This is a genomic window from Morganella morganii (assembly GCF_041099235.1).
GTDB classification, from domain to species: domain Bacteria; phylum Pseudomonadota; class Gammaproteobacteria; order Enterobacterales; family Enterobacteriaceae; genus Morganella; species Morganella morganii_E.
This window is the reverse complement of sequence record NZ_JBFZSO010000005.1, coordinates 280,283-302,278: the sequence shown is the minus strand read 5'-3', so window position 1 is coordinate 302,278 and position 21,996 is coordinate 280,283. Positions and strand designations below refer to the sequence as shown.

At 47.8% G+C, this 21,996-nt stretch carries 15 protein-coding genes; 7 read left to right on the top strand and 8 right to left on the bottom strand.

Annotated elements, in window-relative coordinates; genetic code table 11:
• The first annotated feature begins 398 nt into the window (after positions 1-398).
• From AB7038_RS11230 to adhP, 6 genes are all read left to right on the top strand, one after another.
• The gene (locus AB7038_RS11230) at positions 399-878 is read left to right on the top strand and encodes a hypothetical protein (protein WP_369453327.1); all 480 of its coding nucleotides are present in this window, start codon (positions 399-401) and stop codon (positions 876-878) included.
• Positions 879-1,405: 527 nt separating this feature from the next.
• Positions 1,406-2,938, top strand: coding sequence for a TolC family protein (locus AB7038_RS11225; protein ID WP_369453326.1), 1,533 nt, complete (start codon positions 1,406-1,408; stop codon positions 2,936-2,938).
• Positions 2,935-5,085 carry a type I secretion system permease/ATPase gene (locus tag AB7038_RS11220; RefSeq protein ID WP_369453325.1) on the top strand — a complete coding sequence of 717 codons (2,151 nt, stop codon included), beginning with the start codon at positions 2,935-2,937 and terminating at the stop codon, positions 5,083-5,085. The genes AB7038_RS11225 and AB7038_RS11220 overlap by 4 nt, the downstream gene beginning before the upstream one ends.
• A 25-nt stretch (positions 5,086-5,110) precedes the next feature.
• Positions 5,111-6,310, top strand: a complete 1,200-nt coding sequence (locus tag AB7038_RS11215) for an HlyD family type I secretion periplasmic adaptor subunit (RefSeq protein ID WP_440590467.1) — start codon at positions 5,111-5,113, stop codon at positions 6,308-6,310.
• A gap of 145 nt (positions 6,311-6,455) precedes the next feature.
• Positions 6,456-7,349, top strand: a complete 894-nt coding sequence (locus tag AB7038_RS11210) for a pirin family protein (protein WP_368890294.1) — start codon at positions 6,456-6,458, stop codon at positions 7,347-7,349.
• Between the two features lie 173 nt (positions 7,350-7,522).
• The gene (gene adhP, locus AB7038_RS11205) at positions 7,523-8,539 is read left to right on the top strand and encodes an alcohol dehydrogenase AdhP (RefSeq protein ID WP_072869700.1); all 1,017 of its coding nucleotides are present in this window, start codon (positions 7,523-7,525) and stop codon (positions 8,537-8,539) included.
• 499 nt (positions 8,540-9,038) lie between these two features.
• On the opposite strand, the gene AB7038_RS11200 is transcribed toward adhP, so the two are convergent.
• From AB7038_RS11200 to tssF, 8 genes are read right to left on the bottom strand one after another with little or no spacing between them, the layout of a single operon-like run.
• Positions 9,039-9,524, bottom strand: a complete 486-nt coding sequence (locus AB7038_RS11200) for a DcrB-related protein (protein WP_072869712.1) — start codon at positions 9,522-9,524, stop codon at positions 9,039-9,041.
• Positions 9,525-9,549: 25 nt separating this feature from the next.
• Positions 9,550-11,190: an OmpA family protein gene (locus AB7038_RS11195; protein WP_369453322.1), complete on the bottom strand. Its 1,641-nt coding sequence runs from the start codon at positions 11,188-11,190 to the stop codon at positions 9,550-9,552.
• Positions 11,191-11,820, bottom strand: a complete 630-nt coding sequence (locus tag AB7038_RS11190; protein ID WP_368890296.1) for a hypothetical protein — start codon at positions 11,818-11,820, stop codon at positions 11,191-11,193.
• Complete coding sequence (locus AB7038_RS11185) at positions 11,814-13,160, bottom strand: GlcNAc-transferase family protein (RefSeq protein ID WP_369453321.1); 1,347 nt, start codon at positions 13,158-13,160, stop codon at positions 11,814-11,816. The genes AB7038_RS11190 and AB7038_RS11185 overlap by 7 nt, the downstream gene beginning before the upstream one ends.
• 11 nt (positions 13,161-13,171) lie before the next feature.
• Positions 13,172-14,185: a fimbrial protein gene (locus tag AB7038_RS11180; RefSeq protein WP_369453320.1), complete on the bottom strand. Its 1,014-nt coding sequence runs from the start codon at positions 14,183-14,185 to the stop codon at positions 13,172-13,174.
• Positions 14,182-15,309, bottom strand: a complete 1,128-nt coding sequence (locus AB7038_RS11175; protein ID WP_369453319.1) for an ImpA family type VI secretion system protein — start codon at positions 15,307-15,309, stop codon at positions 14,182-14,184. The genes AB7038_RS11180 and AB7038_RS11175 overlap by 4 nt, the downstream gene beginning before the upstream one ends.
• Positions 15,310-15,343: 34 nt before the next feature.
• Entirely contained in the window at positions 15,344-16,360 is a 1,017-nt protein-coding gene (gene tssG / locus AB7038_RS11170) for a type VI secretion system baseplate subunit TssG (RefSeq protein ID WP_368890300.1), read from the bottom strand.
• On the bottom strand, positions 16,360-18,237 hold the full coding sequence (gene tssF, locus AB7038_RS11165) for a type VI secretion system baseplate subunit TssF (RefSeq protein WP_368890301.1): 1,878 nt from the start codon (positions 18,235-18,237) through the stop codon (positions 16,360-16,362). Before tssF ends, tssG begins: the two co-directional genes overlap by 1 nt.
• A 958-nt stretch (positions 18,238-19,195) precedes the next feature.
• Between tssF and tssH the strand changes: the two genes are divergently transcribed.
• Positions 19,196-21,988, top strand: coding sequence for a type VI secretion system ATPase TssH (gene tssH / locus AB7038_RS11160; protein WP_369453318.1), 2,793 nt, complete (start codon positions 19,196-19,198; stop codon positions 21,986-21,988).
• Positions 21,989-21,996: the final 8 nt, after the last annotated feature.

Here is a 21,996-nt window from a genome sequence, read left to right as displayed (position 1 = left end):
AGCGAATCTTACGTCAATCAGGCGATCCGCCAATTACCGATCACGCGGATTATCATTGCTCACCGCGAATCGACGATAGAGTCAGCAGATCGCATTATTTCTCTCGGCGGGAAAAAAATAAATAAAGCCACGTAAATATAACCGAAAATAATAATCTCCGGATATGTATTTTATATTACCGTTAATATTACAACTCTTATGGTATTTTCTGAATTGTATGCAGATTATCCGTAATCTGTTGTATTTATCCTGTCAGGTTATGGTAAGGATAAGCTCTGCTTCACGGAAGAAATAAAACAGAGGTGTGAATACCTATGAACAGAACAAACAGCATAATACTGAATGGCGTATTTTTATTATCATTGTCAGCCGTCAGCTTTTTTTCATCAGCAGAAAAAATGCTTAAATCAGTGCCGGAGCCTGTCAATACGGCGGTGAAAACAGCACCGGTTGCCGCATCACAACCGGGTGTGGCCGGTGATATTATCAGTGTGGTAGGAACCGAATGGGTTGATTCCGGTATCCGCGATCAGAAAAATGAATACCGTCTTTTTTTCACCAACGAAAACCCGAAAATAGACAGCACACTGAATATCACCTTTTCGTTCATGGTTCAGACTATCGGTGATAAGAAAATTGAGATGTTGGATAAAGGAAAGCCTAACGGTATGTTTTTTAACCGGGTGGTGGATACCTGGTCGCTGGACTGCCTGAATTTTTCCGGTCATCAGCTTTCCAAAGTGTATATGATGAATGACCGTATTATTTACGCCCGCAAGCTGGATACCCGTAATGAGAATATCAGTAAGGTAGAAAAGCTGTCAGTATTCCCGAATACAGATGTTTATAACGCAGCAAAACATTACTGCGGACGGTGATTACGTCATAAACATTTTCTCAGACTGATCATTATACGATGGATAATAAAATAAAAATATTATTCATCGTATAATGATATTTTTGTTGTAATAATTCGTTGGCATTATTGTTGTTTAAAATAATATGTTGTGATCTTTATGTGCGGACGCTGATGTATTAACGGTAATAAAAAATTATTGCCATATATTTATTTGCCTGCGGATTATTATACAGTTTATTTGGCCTGACGTTAACATTTAATGTTATTACTATCACCGAAAAATCCCTGCGGCTTTTTGATAAGCTAGCGCTGTTCAGCAGTTATCCCGGAACAGATTCTTTTTTCTCTGCTTATTCCGCTCAGTGCCTCTGATGCCGCTGAGCGTCCGGGCCATTCATCAGTCTGACGGCTGTTTTATCAGGCAGCCCGGATGGTGGTAATTATCATAATTCCGGCCGGAAATACCCCTGCACCGGTATAAGTCAGCATAAGGTCTGAGCAGTGAAAGTACATTGGTTTATACGCAATCTTTCTGTGGCCGTCATCATGACCGGTATTTATATACACCAGGTTCCTGCGGCAGTTTCACTGGGTGTATTTGGTTACAGAGCGGCAATGGAAGCTGAACAGGAACCCGAACTGATCGGGGACAGCGGAGAGGATGTCAGACCGGTTACCGGAAAAGGGGTGACAGCGTCTGTGCCTGCCCCTTCAGTGGCACCGCTCGTACCGCTGACCGGCGACCCGGTTGCATCTGAAACAGAAATCATCCGCCAGCGTTCGATTCAGAATAACCTGCCGAAATCACAACCGGCTGCAACCGGTACGGCAACAGCCACGGCAGCCGGACAAAATAACCTTCCCGGCGGCCTGACATTACAGGATGCGGTGATCAAATCCCTGGACTGGGATGCGGGGCTTTCCGGGCTGGTAAACCAGTACCGTGCTCAGCTGGAAGCCGTGTATCAGAAAGAAACTGAGTATTACCCGCAGCCGGGACTCGGTGTTTCCCGCAGCCTGAATAACAGTGATAAAGGCTATGTCACCACCGCCAGTGTCAGTCAGTTACTCTATTCATTCGGCCGGGTGTCATCACAGATAGATTCCCTTACGGCCCGCAGTGATCAGTCACTGCTGCGTGTTTTTGTCAATGCCGATGAAGTGGCGGAAAAAACCGCAATGCTGTATCTCGATATCAAACGTTACCAGGAATATATCGTTCTGGCAGAGGAACAGCTGGTTTCTGTGCAGCATATTACTGATCTGGCCCGTGAGCGGACTGCCGCAGGTGCGGCTTCCCGTGCCGATCTGGTACAGGCGGAAGCCCGCCTTGATACCGCGCAGTTACAGCTCAATACCCTGAAGCTCGAGCATGAAAACCAGATCCTGAATCTGAACCGGATGACCGGGGTTTCTGTCGGTCAGCTCTCCTCTCAGCCGATAGATGCCGCAATGTACAGCCGGCAGTGCTATTCGCAGAATATTGATTTTAACACTGTTCCGGTTGTGCTGGTGGCAAGGGCCGGTTTAACGGTAGCGCAAAGTGACCGTGAGGCAGCCAAACGTGAGTCTATGCCGGGTATTGCATTACAGGGATCCTATCAGCAGCGGTTTGATGCAAAAGATACCGACCGTTACGGCCGGGAAGATCACAGTGTTGAACTGACGGTGAATGTGCCGCTGTCGAATTTTTACACCAGCGGATCCAAACAGCGCATGGCCGGCTATCAGGAAAATGCGGCCAATGCGGAAATTCAGCACACGCAAAACGTGGTTGAAAATAACCGGCGCAATCAGCAAATCCGCCTGAATGAACTGGAACAGCGCATGAAGCTGCTCGATTCCCGTAACCTCTCGCTGAAAGACGTGACCCGCCTTTATCAGGAACAGTATGTGGCACTCGGCCAGCGCAGCATTATTGATCTGCTGAATGCGGATCAGGAATGGCATCAGTCACGGCGCGATTATGCGGCAGCAAAATATGACTATCTGGCAACCAGCATCAGTTGCTCCTCTCAGTTAGGACGTTTCCGCGAAAGTTTACAATTATCCAATGAATCTCTTCGGAGTCTCCGGTGATTTCAGAACAAAATAACGAACACAGTGAAAGCTGGCTGCAGGCGTTATTGCTTGCTGCCCGCCATTATCGCCTGCCGGTCTCGGAAGAGAATGTCAGAGTTAATTTTACCTACAGCAGCGGAACAGAACACCGGACTGAACTTCAGCGCCTGGCCCGCAATACCGGACTGACCCTGACGTGGGTGCCGCTGACGCGGGAGATGCTGAATCCCTGGTATTTGCCGTTTATTGTGGCTCTCCCTGACGGAAAAGCCATGTATGCGGAAAGCATCTCTGCGGACGGTCGCGTGCAGATGATCCTGCAGGGTGGCGGACAGCACAAAAACCACGTTACGATGGATGACCTGCTGAAACTGACACAGGGCGGTGACGTTATCCTGACGCGGCCGGAACGCAACGTGCCGGATGCGCGGGTGGATGACTACATCAAACCGTTTAAAAAGAGCTGGTTTTGGGACATTGTTCTGCGCGATCGCAAATATTTCACTTCGGTGCTGATCGCGGCACTGCTGGCTAATGTGCTGGCACTGAGTTCGATTCTGTTTTCAATGCAGGTTTATGACCGCGTTATTCCGGGAAAATCCATTCCGACCCTGCTGGTGCTGTTTATTGGTGTTCTGATCGCGATGGGATTTGAGTTCACCATGCGGATGATGCGGGTACGGCTGATCGACCTTATCGGTAAGCGGGCGGATCTGAAAATCACCGATACCGTTTTCGGCCACGCGCTGCGTATCCGGATGAAAGAGCGGATGCGCTCAACCGGTACTTTTGTGTCTCAGTTGCGAGAGCTGGAAAATGTCCGTGAAACCATTACATCAACCACGGTCACTGCCGCATCTGATCTGCCGTTCTTCTTTCTGTTTCTCGTGATTTTATGGCTGATCGCCGGACCGCTGGCACTGGTGCCGCTGGTGGCTCTGTTTGTCATGATCCTGCCGGGCCTGCTGCTGCAGCCGAAACTGGAAGTTCTTGCCAATGAAGCAATGCGTGAGAGCACGCTGCGTAATGCGTCATTAATTGAGGCGGTTCAGTGTGCGGAAGATATCAAATTCCATCGCGCAGAGCCGCGTTTTCAGCAGGAATGGAACTATCTGAACGAGAAGGTGGGTGATACCAACCTGAAAGTGAAATTTATCACTCAGGGGCTGATGACCTGGAGCCAGACCATCCAGACGCTGGTGTTTGCGGTCACGGTACTGTGCGGGGCATTCCTGGTGATGGACGGAGCGATTACCACCGGTGCGCTATTGGGGGCATCGATTCTGAGTTCGCGGATGATGGCGCCGATGGCGCAAATCTCCGGTCTTCTGGCACGCTGGCAGTCCACTAAAGTCTCGCTGAAAAGCCTAAATGAACTGATGGAAAAACCGGTGGATGCGCAGTACGGCACCCGGCTCGTTCACAAACCGTCACTGACCGGTCATTACGAATTTGAAAACGTGGCGATCACCTATGATTTGCAGGCCAGTCCGGTACTGACTATCGGCTCGCTGACTATCCGTCCCGGCGAAAAAATCGCGATTCTCGGCCGTAACGGCTCCGGGAAATCCACCCTGCTTTATGCACTGAGCGGCTTACTGGATCCGGTAGCCGGACAGGTACGGCTGGACGGTATCAATCTGGCGGCGATAGATCCTTATGATGTCCGCCGTGATATCGGCTATCTCGGGGCAAATTCCCGCCTGCTGCACGGTACACTGCGCGACAACATGACGCTGGGGGCACCGAAAGCAGACGATGCGCAGATTATCCGGGCACTGCAGACAGCCGGGGTGGCGGATCTGGTCAGCAGCAGCCCGCAGGGGCTGGGCCGTGTGTTGTGGGAAGGCGGGATCGGGTTATCCGGCGGCCAGCGCCAGGCAGTATTGCTGGCCCGTACTATCCTGACCAATCCGAATATCGTGCTGCTGGATGAACCGACATCCGCACTGGACGAAATCGCAGAGCAGAAGCTGATCGCCGGGCTGAAAACCTGGTCTCAGGATAAAACCCTGATTGTCACCACTCACCGCACCAGTGTTCTGCAGCTGGCCGACCGGATTATCGTGATGAACAACGGACGGATCGCGCTGGACGGTGCCCGTGATGAGGTGCTTAAAAATCTGATGTCCGGCCCGGATGCACCGGCAAAGGCGGAGAACTGAGATGAAAAAATTAAATCCTCAGGCCATGAAGCAGGAGCCGGAAACCAATCTGCGGGGCGTGCCGTTTTTCTACGGCGGTCAGCACGAACCAAGCCTGCCGCGTCTGGCACGGCTGATTGCAGTGATCCTCGGTTTCTTTATCATTCTGCTTATCTGGGCGGCACTGTCTGATGTTGATGAAATAACCAAAGGGCAGGGCAAAATTATTCCGTCATCCCGTGAACAGGTGATTCAGTCACTTGAGGGCGGGATCCTCGCCTCACTGGAAGTGCGTGAGGGGGCGATTGTTGAGAAAGGCCAGGTGATAGCCTACCTGGATGAAACCCGGTTTGAATCCTCACTGGATGAAAGCCGCAGCCGCTATAAGGCAAACCGTATCAAAGCAGCACGCCTGACGGCGGAAGTCTCTTCCGGGGCGTTTGTCATTCCGGATGATGTGAAGCAGGATACCGAACTGGTGAATGCCGAACAGCGTCTGTACAAGTCCCGCAAAGAGCGTCTGGAGCAGTCTGTCAAAGGGGTTTCTGACTCCCTCGCGCTTTACCGCCGTGAAGAGATGATATTGCAGCGCCTCGTGAAATCCGGTGCATCGGGTGAGGTGGAATTAATCCGCCTGAAGCGGACTATTTCTGAGCTGGAAAGTAAAAAGCAGGAGCTGCGTAACGAATATGTGGTGAATGCACGGGAACAGCTGGCGGAAGTCAATAAAGAGCTGGAAGAGCTGGAATCCGTTATGCGGGCGCGGGATGATGCTTTACAGCGCGCCAAAGTCGTCTCTCCGGTACGCGGGATTGTAAAAAATATCGAAGTGAATACCATCGGCGGGGTTATCGCGCCGGGCGGGAAAATCATGGATATTATTCCGCTGGATGATCAGCTGATTGTCGAGGCAAAAATATCCCCGCAGGATATCGCGCATATCCGTCTGAATGACCCTGCACTGGTCAAAATCACGGCCTATGACTATGCGATTTACGGCGGGCTGGACGGGGAAGTGATCCTGATTTCCCCGGATACGCTGAAAGATGAAATTCAGCGTGATCATGTCTATTACCGCGTGCTGATCCGCACCAGTCGTGATGTGCTGATTAATAAAGCGGGTAAAGAGTTTCAGATTTTCCCGGGGATGGTTGCGGAAGTGGATATTAAAACCGGCAGCAAATCGATTCTCCGTTATCTGGTCAAACCGCTGAACCGGGCTAATGAAGCTCTGCGCGAGCGCTGATCCTGCCAGTCTGCCCCGTATATCACAGTGTGATATACGGGGCTTTCTCTTTATTTGTCATGTGAATACTTAACAGTATACTGATACCTAAAGGCAGCCGTCCGCTTGCTGACGGTACTCTCTCACTGACAAGGCAGGTGACACCATGACAGACAGACAAGAGGTCTTACCCCAGCGTATCAGCGCGCGGATTAAAGATGTCGGCGGTGTGCCGGTATCCCGTGCATTACCGGTAAAAGAGCGCCGTCAGATAGGCGCCTGGTGTTTTCTGGATCATGCCGGTCCGGCGGTTTTCAAAGGGGATGATGGCATGAAAGTCGGGCCGCATCCGCACATCGGCTTACAAACGTTCACCTGGATGCTGGAAGGTGAGGTGCTGCACCGGGACAGCCTCGGGTCAGAACAGATTATCCGCCCGGGGCAGGTGAATCTGATGACTGCAGGACGCGGTATCACACATACCGAAGATTCCGCCGGCAGAAACGCCCGTCTGCATGCCGCCCAGCTCTGGATTGCCTTACCTCCGGCGGACAGTACTATCGCGCCACGCTTTGACCACTATCCTGATTTACCTGTCTGGCATCACGACCAGGTGAGTTTCACACTACTGACCGGCGAATATGGTGATCACCGTTCGCCGGTTCTGCATTTTTCTCCGCTGATCGGCATGGATTTGCTGGCACAGCAGGCAACACAAACCACACTGGATACCCGGCCGGATTTTGAATACGGCTTCTTTGTGCTGGAAGGACAGCTGACGTACCGCGGCGAAGTTTATACTGCTGATGAGCTGGTGTATGTCGGTGAAGGGTTGTCCTCTGTCACACTGACACTGATGAAAGGCTCGCGGTTGCTGCTGCTGGGCGGTACACCGGTGCAGGAACGGATAATGATGTGGTGGAATTTTGTCGGCTACGATGTACAGACACTGCAGCGGGCTGTCAGTGACTGGAACAATGGTGATGCCCGGTTCGGTACTGTTGAAAATGACCTCCGCGAGCCGCTGCCGGCACCACTGTATCCGGCATCCCGTCTGTAACCGGAAATGGCTGATACACTCTGAATGCAATAATTCTTATTAATGATAGTTGAAATGATTGGCATTCAGAGTGCAGTATTATTCCGTATTTCACGCTAGAATAAATCAGTTAATGGTCGTTATGTTGCTGAACTGAACATAACTTTTCTGTTGTTCCATAACTGAGGTGAACTATGAAAGCAGCTGTTGTCGCAAAAAATAAGACCGTAGAAATCAAAGAGAAAACATTACGTCCTCTGAAATATGGAGAGGCCCTGCTGAAAATGGAATGCTGTGGCGTGTGTCACACTGACCTGCATGTGAAAAATGCCGATTTTGGTGATGTTTCCGGTGTGATCCTCGGGCATGAAGGTATTGGTGTGGTGACTGAAATCGCGGAAGGCGTCACTTCACTGAAAGTCGGCGATCGTGCCAGTGTGGCATGGTTTTTCCGTGGCTGCGGCCATTGTGAATACTGTAACAGCGGCAAAGAAACCTTCTGCCGTGAAGTTAAAAATGCCGGTTATACCGTGGATGGCGGCATGGCGGAAGAGTGCATTGTCACCGCTGATTATGCGGTAAAAGTGCCGGATGGCCTGGATTCAGCCGCAGCAAGCAGTATTACCTGCGCCGGTGTCACCACTTATAAGGCGATTAAAGTTTCCGGTATCAAACCGGGCCAGTGGCTGGCGATTTACGGCCTTGGCGGATTAGGCAACCTGGCGCTGCAATATGCCAAAAACGTCTTTAATGCCAAAGTGATCGCCATTGATGTCAATGATAAACAACTGGCACTGGCAAAAGAGATGGGGGCTGATCTGACCCTGAATCCGAAAACTGATAATGTCGATGAAATCATTCAGAAAGACCTTGGCGGCGCGCATGCAGCGGTCGTTACCGCAGTAGCTAAATCCGCATTTAACTCGGCGGTCGGCAGTGTCCGTGCTGCAGGGCGTGTTGTGGCGGTCGGTCTGCCGGTTGAAACCATGGATCTGAGCATTCCGCGTCTGGTACTGGACGGTATCGAGGTTGTCGGTTCACTGGTGGGAACCCGTGAAGATCTGAAAGAAGCATTCCGCTTTGGTGCCGAAGGCAAAGTGGTACCGAAAGTGGCAATGCGTCCGCTTGAAGATATTAATGCCATCTTTGAAGAGATGGAGCAGGGCAAATTTACCGGTCGTATGGTCATTGATTTTAAAAACAAAAAATAATCTGTCCGGTTATTTGCTGTAATATCCTTTAGCCGCCCGTTTCAGGGCGGTTTTTTTACCATTCTTTTTTTACTACTTTTTTATCAACCAAATCCTGGTTGAGATCACCTCATATTTTATTGCACTCTTCCCGGGTGTAGTAATGCCAGACAAATATTTTTTCCGGATAAACAATATTATAACCACGGGTAATGATGATGAATCCCCGGAAAGGATAAATTATTATTTTGATAGTCTTAAATCAGTATCGTGGGATGCAGGGCTATTATCCGGAAAGAAGACAGAAATTATTGTTGCCCGGATGTCAGTTGGAATACGTTAATGAAAACGGATCGCTGGTATGCTATTTATCCTTGTGTTGGTTATCAGATGACAGGAGTCAGTAATATTGAACACGAAATCATGGATAGGGAATGCCATTTTAAAAGGCCACCGGAAGAGATATGGCCAACGCGTAAAGAGTAAATTTCTCCCCTATTACTGAAATAGGGGAGAAATATCAGCCCAGCAATCCAAAGGTTGAATTTGGTGTAAAACTGTTTAACACACGAACATAATGCTTACGCTGATATTCCGTAAATTCACCGGTACGGTTCAGGGTAAAGATAATCAGCCGGTTATTATTCGGGTTGGTATCTTTATGATAAGGCAGCTTAATCAGAGATTGCACCTGTTGCAGTCTCTCACCTTCTTTCAGATAACTGTTGGCAATCTGCACCACTTTCATTTTCATCGGTCCCAGTTCATGGGTGATCATTTTACCTTCTTCCTGGAAACCGGGTAAATCACGGGTAAAGTTCGTGACTTCATTTTCACAGAATTCCTCAACCGTTTCATCCTGATCCAGAAATGCCCGGTGAACAATAATATTATATTCATTCAGCGTAGGATCGCGGTAAATCAGAATGTTGATTGTATTATCAAGGTCAGGCGTTGATGTAATAAAGCTGCCTTCAGGAATAATGTACTCGTTATTCTTACTCATAAATAATCACCCTCAAAATATATAATTACTGATTTTCCTGATAAATTTTGATTTCAACACGGCGGTTCTTTTCTCTGCCATCCTGAGAATCATTCTCTGCAATCGGATTTTGGGCACCTAAGCCCCTGGTAACAAAGTGAGTGTCAGGAAATCCTGAGGATTCCTGTAACCAGTGTTTTACCTGTTCTGCACGATTCAGTGACAAATTAATATTAACTTTATCGCTGCCGGTATTGTCGGTATAACCTTCAATTAAAATTTTCATATCCGGATTTTGTTTAATAAATGTCAGTACCGGCATAAGATATTCTGTACTTTCATTCTTTAACTGTGAACTGCCGATATCAAAAACAATATTTTTATCATGTGCCACATAGAGCGGGCTACGGGAAAACTCTGTAATTGATTTATCCAGTTTACTGATAAATATCCCGGATGGTGTCAGTTCGATGATAAAGAAATACGGTTTATCATGATGTGCAATCGCATCAGATAATTTTTTCATCTGCTGAATAAGAGCAACACGCTGTTGTAATGCATTGGGCGGAGTTGCATCAAATTCAGCGACCAGATTATTGACTGTTGCGGTACGCTGAATATTAAAGTCCAGTGACCAGAGCAGACTGCCTGCGATTGCACCGGCTATCAGTACCGGAATAAACAGTAACGAGTAGCGTAATTTCTGATAAGGGACCGGTGTCATTTCAACCGATTGTTTTCTGATATGCGGTGGCGGTTCCCCGGTATTGACCGGTAATGGAGGAAGCGTGAGATAAGAGGATATCCGCGGCAGCAGCGTAAATTTTTTCTGGATCCAGCGGGACCAGGCACCGTGACGGGTCGGGCCGTTTCCGTAATCAGAAAACATCAGATTGGTAAAACTGAGCACACTCTCCGAAAACAGAGATTCTATTTCTGTCATCAGGCCGGCTTCGTCCAGCCAGTTCAGGGTGGCGAGTGCCAGTGCATTGCGGTGCTTTACTGCAACGGCATGCGGTTGCAGATAAACGGTATTCAGTTCTTTGCGCAGCACAGTTATTTCATCGCGTAACAACCGGGATTTTGTATCATAAAGATTAAATTGCCCGACCCAGTTAGCATTATCAGGATCATGAGCAAATCGCTGGTTGCTCAGGCGTGAATAAATAATTAATGTGCACGGAATTTCCTGTTCAAACTGATTACGGGAAAATGAGTTTTTCCAGCCCTGTAATTTATTCAGCAAAAGGGCATCGGAATCATTGCCGTCCGGTAATACCGGAAAGATAGCACTAATCTGATAATGGCGGTGTTTCCGGCTGATTGCCTCAACCTGTTTATGAATATCATCCGGCTTATTGATCAGCATCCAGATGATTCTGTTATCAAACCGGAGGGTATCATCCTCATTTTGCCGGCTGAACCAGGCTCTGGCATAAGGGCCGAGAATAAAAACGATTTCCGGTGCCGTTGTGGTATCCGGCTCATCATCATCATGAACAGTGACTCCGCTATGTTCTCTGAGACGGACAGCAGAAATAACGGCTATGATGAAAAGTGAAATACATAATCCGCTCAGCCAGATAAACAGATGAGCTTTATCATAAACAGCCAGCCCTGCCTGGATAAGCACAAGGAGAGTGAATAAAATTATCAGCCATTTTTTTACAGCGGCAAAATTTTTCATTTAAATCAGGGTATCCAGTGTGTCGCGAATATAGAGCCAGACAAAAATCAGAATCGATATCAGGCAAAGGATCTCTGCAGCAAAAATAAGCGGCATATTGACTGTCCGGTAACTTACCGGCGGCGGATATTCCGTGGCTTCAGGTATTTCCGGTGCCGGCGGTACAGGTTCAGCCACAGGCAGCGTTGGCAGCCGTTTTTCAAACAACGGAACCACAGGTTTCAGTACAGTTTTATATTCCGGTAATCCGGACAGCCGCAGCGCCATCTGATAAGCCGGTGAAAAAACAGCATTACGTTTTGCGGATGAAAAGAATGTCAGCTGTTCTGCAACATCAAAAGGTTCACGATCAAATCCGTAAAAATAGTTTTCCAGTAAATAAGGTGCCCAGGAAAGCTGCTGGCTGTCCGTATATTTCAGGATAATTTTATCCAGATAAACACAGAGCAGACGGCAGAAATTCTCAGAATGTTCAAAATAGGGATCTTCCAGTTCCAGACAGTCGCGGAACTGCTGAACAGCAGTGGATAAATTCATCTGCAGTTCAGATAAAGAGGGGATAATAGCCTCCAGATCAATAAGTGCATCAATACACATTATTTTATTAAAGACTTCCTGACTGTTTACCATATTTTCTCCACCGTTTCTCCCCAGCCGCAGTCGGTAAAGAAGGGGGCCAGCCTGAGTTTTTTAGGAATAAGATGGGGTTTATCTTTCAGTTTAATTTCAAGTTTATAGCTTTCTTTATTATCACCGGATTCCTGTTCAGCCATTTCTTCAGTGGTCAGTCGCTGCATCGCAATCAGCTGGTTATCTTCAGTAAATACACCTAATGACCAGTAATCAACATTGTCATCATTAGCAGCGAGTTCTGATTTATCAATAGTGACCGCATGGTAAAACGGAGAATAAAGCCGGGCCAGCCAGGCATCCCGGGATTCCGGAATTTCGCTGAATATAGCAGGTTTTGGATCTTTAATCAGTTCCGGAACAATTAACTGTTCACGAAAATAAATTCCGGTCAGATATTCAAATTGTTCCAGAGAGCGAGCATTTCCGAGGCAATATTTACCGAGATCAATATCCTCATCAATTTTTATGCCTAACAGATATCTGACTCGCTGTTTGGATACTAAATCCCACTCCCACCAGCCTTTTTTTACCAGTTTTTTTTCAACAGATTCCTGATTAAGGTCTCCCCAGATTTTATTACACTCCTCTCTGGTATAATAATGCCAGACAAAGATTTTTTCCGGATAAATAACATTATATCCCCTGGTAAAAGCCCTGGCAGACATTGATATTTCCTCACCCAGGAAAAACAGATTGGGATCATTGGGAACATCAACAGGAAAATCTCCGACCGAAAATGTAAAACCACCGGCAACAAAACAACCTATTTCATAGCGGGTCTGATCAGTGATTGCGACAGGCTTAAATGACGGGATATCACTGTCATGAAATCCGCTCAATACCATTCTGGCAGTACCGGTGCCGAGTACTTCCTCTTTATCTTCGGTTGCCGGGGTATATGAGGGCGGATAGCCGGTGACAACCAGCTTTTCAATTGTTTTACTTAATCCAAGATAATAATCAATAATTTCTTTGTCCCAGTTTAGAATAAACCGGCAATGCGAGTCTATCTGAAGAAAGTAATCCTCATGATTAAATGCCTGCTCAGCGCAGTAACGTGCCCAGCAGGCACCTCTGGCATTATAGATATGTACGTAGTGAACATGCAGTAATGCCCCCTGATAATCAAGACGAAAAATATCCGGATTATCTGACCCGGAATCAATTTCCGTAGCACCGATATCGGTAAAAACAGAGACATCCCGCACTTCCGCCTGCCAGCACACTGAAATAACAATATTCTCAGGAGCAGCAGCATGAGCTATCATATTTTTGATAGTGGGTATCAGTTCCGGATCCCGGTAACTTGCTATGCTGACAAAAATTTTATTATTCATGGTCTGCTATATTATTTTATATTTAAAGTAATTATCGCGTTCGCACGAAATGGCCCTTGTGCAGGATATGGTTGGCCGTTTGGTTTAGTAAGCTTTGCATGCCATTTGAAAGACGCTTTCTGTCCACTGTAAATGTTATTTATTTTTATTTCGGTAGAGTTATCAACCTTAATGTGGTTATTATTTTCGTCAGTGATTTTGATAACTAAGGAATCATCTTTGTTATTGCTGTCGGTTACTTTTAGATAATTGCCATCACTTGTTATATTATCAGATCTTATAGAGGCAGTAACATCATAATTACCATAGTCTGTCTTGCAGTTTATACCAAATTCAAGTGGTTTTTCTACTCCTCTCTGGACGTCATCGGCATTGATAGTATCGAAATTAACGGGTAATGGATTATCAACTGTACATACAGGAATACCTACAATATAAACACTTTCCATAGTATAATTAGCGATCAGTAAATTTTCGATATAAGCTTGTCCGATCGAACCACCTTGTGCTAATAAATTACTATCCGGATATCTGGTATTTAGTTTTACGTTACTTTCTAACTTATAAAAATAGGCAATGAAGCGTTCTGTTGGCATTGTCATATGTATTAATGATGCCCCTGGTGTTTCCCTTATAATGGCTTCTGGTCTGGGAAGCGGAAGTCCGTCATCACTTGTACCACGAGCAGTGATAAATTTTACACCAATGCCATCTATCTGTGTTTTATACATATTATCAAAACCAGGATAGGGAACGTAAATACCTATATATGGCCGGCGCATGTGAATTTTGTCACCTTCACAGGTAATTCTTAGTTCTGAACTGCCTGATACCGGAATTGCACGTCCAATAGGTGTTGTTGTACTGGGTTCGGCGTCAGCCCGTAACTGGATTGCTTCTGATGCTTTTGCATTGATTACCTCAGGTTGAAAATTAGGTATATTAATTACTTTGCATTCGAAATAAGCCAGCGCATTACCGGACATTCCCAGAGCGGCCAGAGCCGCCAGTAATTTTATTTTCATGACATATCCTTATTGATATCCAAAATTGCCAGCATGTCAGCAGGGAATAATTTACTGAGCTGGAGGAAATTTTTTCCCGCCGCTTCTTCGGCATATCTCAGCAGTAAAATAATCGGGTTACCGGGTTCGGTTTGCTGAAACCATGCGCGCGTTTCACGGATCCTTTCGAGGGCATCCTGCCGGGTGTTAATTATTTTGTCACGATAGACAACCCGTTCGGTTGTCACAGTTGTGGTGTCGCCGTCAACCACGGTTTCTGTCGTGCTGCTGACAGAATCGGCTGACTGACTGCGGGTTTCATCCGCCGGGTCATCACCGGCAAAGACTAATTCAGAGGTTAAATCGGCATCATCCGCAGGGGAGACACCCATTGCCGGTTTTTTGCCGTTAGCAGTTAAATCCTTATTGAATAAGGACAGCAGCTGAGTCAGTGCCGGGAGTGCCGGTGTTTCATTTTCCAGTGTTTCACGGGTCAGCTTTTTGATGGCATCCACAATCAGCGCTGCATTATTCAGGGAAGCCAGGGTCTTATCACCGTTCAGACGCCATTCATTCAGAATTCCGGTGACACTCTCTTCCGCGAGGGCATGCTCTTCCTTCGGAATGGCAAAGGCGCGCTCAACTTCTTTGATTGTCAGCTGCAGCCCGTTGATTTTCGGCAGTGTCATCTGACGGAAATCGAGCATAAAGCCGTCGGTATCTTCCAGTTCGGAAATGGCATTGGCCCGCATAAACGGTTCAAACTCATCCTCATCATACAGCTGAGGATGAATTTCATTCGGGAAGTCTTTTAGCAGCTGATACAGGGCGATCAGCCCTTCTTCGAGGGCGAACAGACCAATCTGGCGGCTGCGGGCACGGATTAACAGAACAATCAGACGGATATGTTTGCTTTTCTTCAGCAGTTCCAGACAGTCACTTTCAATTTCACGCCAGTTGACCGGTTCTGTTGTTTCGACAAAATCGCCGTATTCCGCACCCATTTTCGGTGCCATTTTTGACTGTAACGTGATGTATAACGGGTCATATTCGATGCTTTCGCCGCAGACGAATTTCCCTTCCAGCGGCGTCAGGATCTCTGTGTAAAAATCGGACTGAAAAGTAGAATGCAGTTCTTCGCTCACGGTTATTATTCCATTATCTGTTAAGCATGACGGTTCAGTTCAGGTGAGTTTCAGGATCAAAACTCATGCCTGATATCGGTTCGTCCTGTTTCTCCCGCGGCAGCCAGGCGGCATAACCCAGCTGATGACTGCCGTCGAGATTGGCTTTCGGCACTGCATCCGGGGCCAGCACCAGCTGTACATCCCAGGCGTATTCAAAGCCGGTGAAACTGCGGACCCACTCTTTAAGGATCGGCAGATCCTCCCCCCACAAACTGAAGCGCATATATTGTTCCAGTGTTAACGGACCCAGAACCAGACTGAATTTATGCTGTCTGTCCTGGACGGTATTACCCAGAATGGCACCTTCCGATAACAGTAATGAGGAATTCAGATCCCCCATCCGGGTCTGATCGGCGGTTTCCAGGAAAATCCACTGTTTGGTGAACTCCCGCAGCTCCACCCGGATACCAAAGTAATACTCCAGCGCGCCGGCCAGTCCTTCCGGATTCCGCGCCTCACGGATCAGGTGAGAGGCGGAGGAAAGGCGGGCGTGTGTCGGCAGCACGGAATTGCAGATCTCATCCGGCACCAGGCCGATGAGTGCGCCGATATAAAAAGAGAACCGCTCATCATCTTTGCGATCGAGCGTGGCCACATCCTGTGAAACAAACCAGTTCCGGTAAAACAGTGACAATGCGCGGTGGTGAAAGATATTCACAAAATCGCGCAGCAGCGTGTCCTGATGCTCCAGGCGGATAAAGGCCTGTTCGGTAAAATTGACCGGCATCGCACCCTGCGGCCCCCAGATCCCCAGACTGTAGAGATCGATGTGGCACAAATTACCGTCGTGAGAGATATCTGCTATCTCACGCGGAGCAAACGCCATATTCGGCGTCTGTCCCAGCCGGTAAGGTTCCTGCCGCGGACGTGACGCCGTCCCGATTGGCGGCATATCGGGATATTTCGCCGCAACTGCCCGCATCAGACTGATAAAGCCGCTGTTCCACGGCTCGTTTTCGTCGTACCAGTGCGACAGGTCGCTTAACATGTTGTGATGCAGATGGCTCATTATAAATTCCCGCGCTTGCCCGGCCGTGGTGCCCATTTGGCCACCAGACCGCGCTGCATTGAGTGCAGTTCTGTCTCGGTAAAGACGTTAACTGCCGCGTGGCGGGATAAATAGTTCTCCATCACTAATCCGAATAAATAAGGACTTAACCCGGAAAATCCGGCTTCATCCACAGTCAGAACACACTGAACGCCCCGGCCGTAGACCAGCAGTTCATTACCCGGTAACCGGCGGATAACCGGTTTGGTTTTACTGCCGACCAGGCTGTCGATTTGTGTCATGGATTCCTGATCTGCCGGGCTGACAAACAGACGCAGCAGATTACGCAGCGATTCCCCGCCCCGGCTGTGATCCATATCGTGCAGCGGCAGATAGTTAAAACTGAGCTGACGGATAAGCCGCCAGGCGGACTCTCCGCGGGCAAACGGCGGGTGCGGCGGGCTCGGCTGTGACAGGAAATTTGCGCCGTACACAGGAACGGAATCTGACAGTGTTAAATCATAGTCATTGCTCCGGTCTATCAGGCGGGGCAGATCACGGTTAGTGACGAGAGCTTCCACCGACAGATAACGGATATCATCATCAAACGGGGCTTCCTGCTGATCGACCAGGGAAATAAAGACTTCTGTGCCGATATACGGCGTCAGTGTTTCATATTTGCGGCGGGCACTGCCGCTGGCACGGGTTTCCCGGCGCAGCGAGAAATAGCGGCCGAAGTTGCCGGAATCACTGTGGCGGGTCTGATAAATCGGGTTGAACACCACCTCACTGCTGTTTTCCGCCTGCTGCCCCATCACCTTACTGACAGAAAAGACTTCATAATCCAGCGGCCGGCTGCGATCCGGCACAACATGGAAATCATTCAGCGCACGGTTAATTTCGATTTTATCGATTCGTTTCGGGAACAGGTTAATGACCGGCGTGCAGAACAGCAGAAAACGGTCTTTATCAATGTGACTGATAAGATCCTGAGGAAAACGATCCAGCAGAATAATAATTTCTGCTTCGTTGGTTTCATTCTTACGTAATGCTTCACGCAGGTGATTGAGCGTAAAGAAATAAAAACGCTGGCGGCAGGCAAAATATTCCTGAACCAGATTATGGCCGTGGAACATATTCCACTGAACCGGCAATAACGCCTGGTCAGGCTGCAAACCTTCGAAAGAAACACCGCCGTTAACAATCGTGGTATCTTTTTTCTCATCGCCGCCGGTCCGGACAATCATGGCGACATAATGGGCGTGGATCAGCTCAAAAATATGGGAAACAACACGTTCGTCACCATCGATATAAAATGGCAGTCTGTCGAGATTTTCCAGCTGAGAGAACAGGTTATCGCTGTCAAGTTTCAGTTTGATCCGCAGTGCGCCTTTCAGGCGTGAATACGGTATCCGGTATTTTTCCAGGCTGGAAATATCCGGCGGGATAGATGTCAGCCGGACATCCTCAATCTCAACCGGCCATAATGTCAGATCCTGACTGCTGCGGAACTCACAGCGTGACTGTTCGCCGGGTAATAACCGGGTAAACATCTGGCTGTTCTTCGGAACGTGATAGCCGTTCGACAGATCACCTTCTTTGGTATTGGGATGCAGCTGCACCACACCCATCGACGGGGTCTGGGCATTATAATTGGGGTAAATGACATCCAGGAAACGCTGGGTAAATTTTGGGAACTCTGCATCCAGTTTTACCTGGGAGCGTGCCGAAATAAAACAGAAAGCTTCAATCAGCCTTTCGACATAAGGGTCCGCGACCTCAATACCATTCATGCCCAGACGACCGGCAATTTTCGGATGTTTTTCCGCAAATTCACCGGACATTTCTTTCATAAACGTAAGTTCCCGATTGTAAAAATCAAGAAATTTCTGATCCACGGATATACCTCTGAAAAGAAATGAGTTATGAAGGCAACTATCAGCCTTACAAAAAATTATAAAGATCAATATATAAAAAGACGCTGAATAAACCTCTGTTCAAAATAAATGTCATGCGTTCATACCGATATCGGATAAGTCTGTATTACCGTGTTATTACCCTGTTGAAAAGCAATTGTGTGATAAGAAAAAACAAGGTAAATAAATATGAACATTAAAAGATAATAATATGAATGTAAGATGCTCGTGTTTATCCTTTATATCATAAAGTCAATGTCATCTTTGGTAAAGTCAGCTCCGGATAGATGGTTGCCTCAGAAAGGGTAAATATACGTAATTACTGGTCGATTAAATAACGCATCATTATTATTTGTTATCAGTATTCCCTTTTAAAAAGAAAGAGATTGACATGTTTTTATTGTTTTTCTTTATGGTATTTGATTGCAAAATTCACCTATTAAATGTTCATTCGCGGCATTAATGACTATTTTGTTTTTATTCAATTTATTGATTTGTAAGTATTTTTATTGGATTTTAAAATGGGTTTAAGTATATCTTGTATTATGTGATAAGAATTATCCAAAATCGTAAATTTATGTATGCTTATAGTTGTTTTTTCCTGTTCTGCGTAATAGTCTTCTTTTAAAAGACGCGAAGTGAACCTCAGGATAGTGTAGTGCATATAAAGACAGGTATTAAAGATAAAGGCTTAGCCTTAAGAATAAACTTAAGCGAAAGTCTTATTGCTAAGTAACAATATCTGTTTTTATCATGTGAAAGCGTTTCTGTATGTATAAAGGAACGGACACTCTTATGTTTATGAATATAAAGTTATCTAAAAAGTTAGTTATTTGTGCGGATTAATGAACGTCATATTCAGGACATAATGTGTTTAATAAATCGTGCACCTGCCAAGGGTGAATTATTAGTATAAACAACACTTGATTAGGTAATAATTGTGGCTTTCAGCAGACAAAGTTTATTCGGAAAACTCGATACGACTTTATTCCGGAGTATCGAAAGTGCAACGACACTATGCAAATTAAAAGGTAACCCATACGTTGAGCTTGTCCACTGGATGGTTCAGCTGTGGCAACAGGAACAAAGTGACCTGAGACAAATCGTCCGTCACTTTCAACTCGACATCCAGTTAATGGAAAAAGGAATGGAGCAGGCACTGCTGCGGTTACCGTCAGGCGCCAGTTCGATTTCTGATTTCTCCTATCATATTGAAATGGCTATTGAGCGTGCGTGGGTATGTGCGAGTCTGGAATACTCAGAAAGCGCCATCCGCAGCGGCCATTTATTACTTGCCTGCCTGACAACAACTGAGTTGCGCCGGGCGTTATCCGCTATTTCACCGGTATTTGACAAGATCCCGCTGGATATCCTGGCATCGGATCTGGCATTTATTACCAAAGATTCACCGGAAGCAGAGCAGAATGCCACGGATAACAGTGATCTCGGCGGCAAAAACAGCCTGCCGGGTGAAGCCAGCAATGCGATGGCCGGTGAGCAGGGTAAAGCAACCCTGGCTCAGTACACCACTGACCTGACCGCACTGGCCCGTGAAGGCAAAATTGACCCGGTTATCGGCCGTGAGCAGGAAATCAACACCATGATTGATATCCTGTTGCGCCGCCGCCAGAACAACCCGTTACTGACCGGTGAAGCCGGGGTGGGTAAAACGGCGCTGGTGGAAGGCATGGCGCTGGCGATTGCTGCCGGAGATGTACCGCCGCCGCTGGTGAAAGTCCGCCTGCTGAACCTCGACATTGTTGCACTCTCTGCGGGTGCCAGCATGAAGGGGGAATTTGAGTCACGCCTGAAATCGGTTCTGGAAGAAGCGGTCGCTTCGCCGAATCCGGTCATCCTGTTTGTGGATGAAGTCCATACGCTGGTCGGCGCGGGCGGTAACAGCGGAACCGGTGATGCGGCAAACTTATTAAAACCTGCTCTGGCTCGCGGCAAGCTGAGAACCATCGGTGCCACCACCTGGAGTGAGTTTAAACGTCATATCGAGAAAGATCCTGCACTGACCCGCCGTTTCCAGGTGTTACAGGTCGAAGAGCCTTCGGAAGAGAAGAGCGTGGCCATGTTACGCGGCCTGGTGCCGATGCTGGAGAAACACCACAGCGTCTGGATCATGGAAGAGGCCCTTCAGTCAGCGGTGCGGTTATCTCACCGTTATATTCCTGCGCGTCAGCTGCCGGATAAAGCAATCAGCCTGCTGGATACCGCCTGTGCCCGTGTTGCGGTTGCCCAGAATATCCCGCCGAAAGATTTGCAGGAGCTGAAATACAAAACACGGACAGCTTCTTCGGAATTGTCTCTGGCAGAAAAAGCCCTGCATTTCGGCCGCGAAGACAGCAGCACACTGAATACCTTACAGGATGATATTAAGGCTCAGGCAGCACTGGCGGAAGAAATGGAAACCCGCTGGCTGAAAGAGAAAACAACCGTTGCGGCGATTGTGGAAATCCGTGGTCAGATTCAGGCCTTAATCAGTGGTGAGAAACCGGCTGATGTTCCTGCACCGGCCGCTGAAGAACCACGCGCAGCAGCAGCGAAAGACGGCGATATCGTCGTGGCTGAAGCTGAAACTATCACTGAAACTATCACTGAAACAGTTGTACTCAGTGATAAAGAACAGCTGGCTGAGCTGCAAAAGCAACTGGCAGAGCTGGAAAAAGAACTTGAGACCATTCGTCTGAACCTGCGTGAAGACGCGGTTATTCAGGCGGAAGTCAACGCAGCGGTTGTGGCATCGATTGTCGCGGACTGGACCGGGATCCCTGTCGGCCGGATGATGAAAGATGAACTGAACGCCGTTCTGGAATTACCGAATCATCTGGCAGAGCGTGTTATCGGGCAGCAGCATGCACTGGATATTATCAGTGAATCTATCCAGACCTCACGCGCCGGGCTGGCTGATCCACGCAAACCTATCGGCGTCTTCATGCTGGCCGGGCCGTCCGGTGTCGGTAAAACCGAAACTGCGCTGGCCATTGCCGAACAGCTGTACGGCGGTGAGCAGAACGTTATCACCATCAACATGAGTGAATACCAGGAAGCTCACACGGTATCGTCCCTGAAAGGTTCACCTCCGGGCTATGTCGGTTACGGTGAGGGCGGTGTGCTGACAGAAGCTGTCCGCAGAAAACCATACAGCGTCGTGCTGCTGGATGAAGTGGAAAAAGCGCACCCGGATGTTCACGAACTGTTCTTCCAGGTCTTTGATAAAGGCCGTATGGAAGATGGTGAAGGCCGTGTCATCGACTTTAAAAACACCATCATTTTGCTGACCAGTAACACCGGCAGTGATCTGATTTCAAGCCTGAGTGCGGACCCGGATACCATCCCGGATCTGAACGGAATGCGCACCGCATTACAGCCGGAACTGCTGAAAGTGTTCCCGGCTGCGTTCCTCGGACGCCTGAGTGTGGTGCCGTACTATCCGTTACAGGATGAATCGCTGGGCCGGATTGTGCGTATCCACCTGGACAGAATTGGTCATCGTCTGTCTGCACAGCACAACGCGGTATTTGAATACGGCGACGATGTGGTGAGTTCAATTATCAGCCAATGTTCCGTGGCTGAAACCGGTGCGCGAATTCTGATTCGTTTCATCGAACAAAATATTTTACCGAAAATCGGTTTACATATTTTAAACCGGAACACGGAATCCGCAATTCAGAAGGTCATTCTGGAATGTGATAACCAAAATGGATTTACCGTAACTTCGGAGTAAGGCGCGGT

Coding starts and splice junctions, on each gene's coding strand:
- AB7038_RS11230 (WP_369453327.1), top strand. CDS start 399: ATGCTTAAATCAGTGCCGGAGCCTGTCAATACGGCGGTGAAAACAGCA.
- AB7038_RS11225 (WP_369453326.1), top strand. CDS start 1,406: ATGACCGGTATTTATATACACCAGGTTCCTGCGGCAGTTTCACTGGGT.
- AB7038_RS11215 (WP_440590467.1), top strand. CDS start 5,111: ATGAAGCAGGAGCCGGAAACCAATCTGCGGGGCGTGCCGTTTTTCTAC.
- AB7038_RS11210 (WP_368890294.1), top strand. CDS start 6,456: ATGACAGACAGACAAGAGGTCTTACCCCAGCGTATCAGCGCGCGGATT.
- adhP (WP_072869700.1), top strand. CDS start 7,523: ATGAAAGCAGCTGTTGTCGCAAAAAATAAGACCGTAGAAATCAAAGAG.
- AB7038_RS11200 (WP_072869712.1), bottom strand. CDS start 9,524: ATGAGTAAGAATAACGAGTACATTATTCCTGAAGGCAGCTTTATTACA.
- AB7038_RS11195 (WP_369453322.1), bottom strand. CDS start 11,190: ATGAAAAATTTTGCCGCTGTAAAAAAATGGCTGATAATTTTATTCACT.
- AB7038_RS11190 (WP_368890296.1), bottom strand. CDS start 11,820: ATGGTAAACAGTCAGGAAGTCTTTAATAAAATAATGTGTATTGATGCA.
- AB7038_RS11185 (WP_369453321.1), bottom strand. CDS start 13,160: ATGAATAATAAAATTTTTGTCAGCATAGCAAGTTACCGGGATCCGGAA.
- AB7038_RS11180 (WP_369453320.1), bottom strand. CDS start 14,185: ATGAAAATAAAATTACTGGCGGCTCTGGCCGCTCTGGGAATGTCCGGT.
- tssG (WP_368890300.1), bottom strand. CDS start 16,360: ATGAGCCATCTGCATCACAACATGTTAAGCGACCTGTCGCACTGGTAC.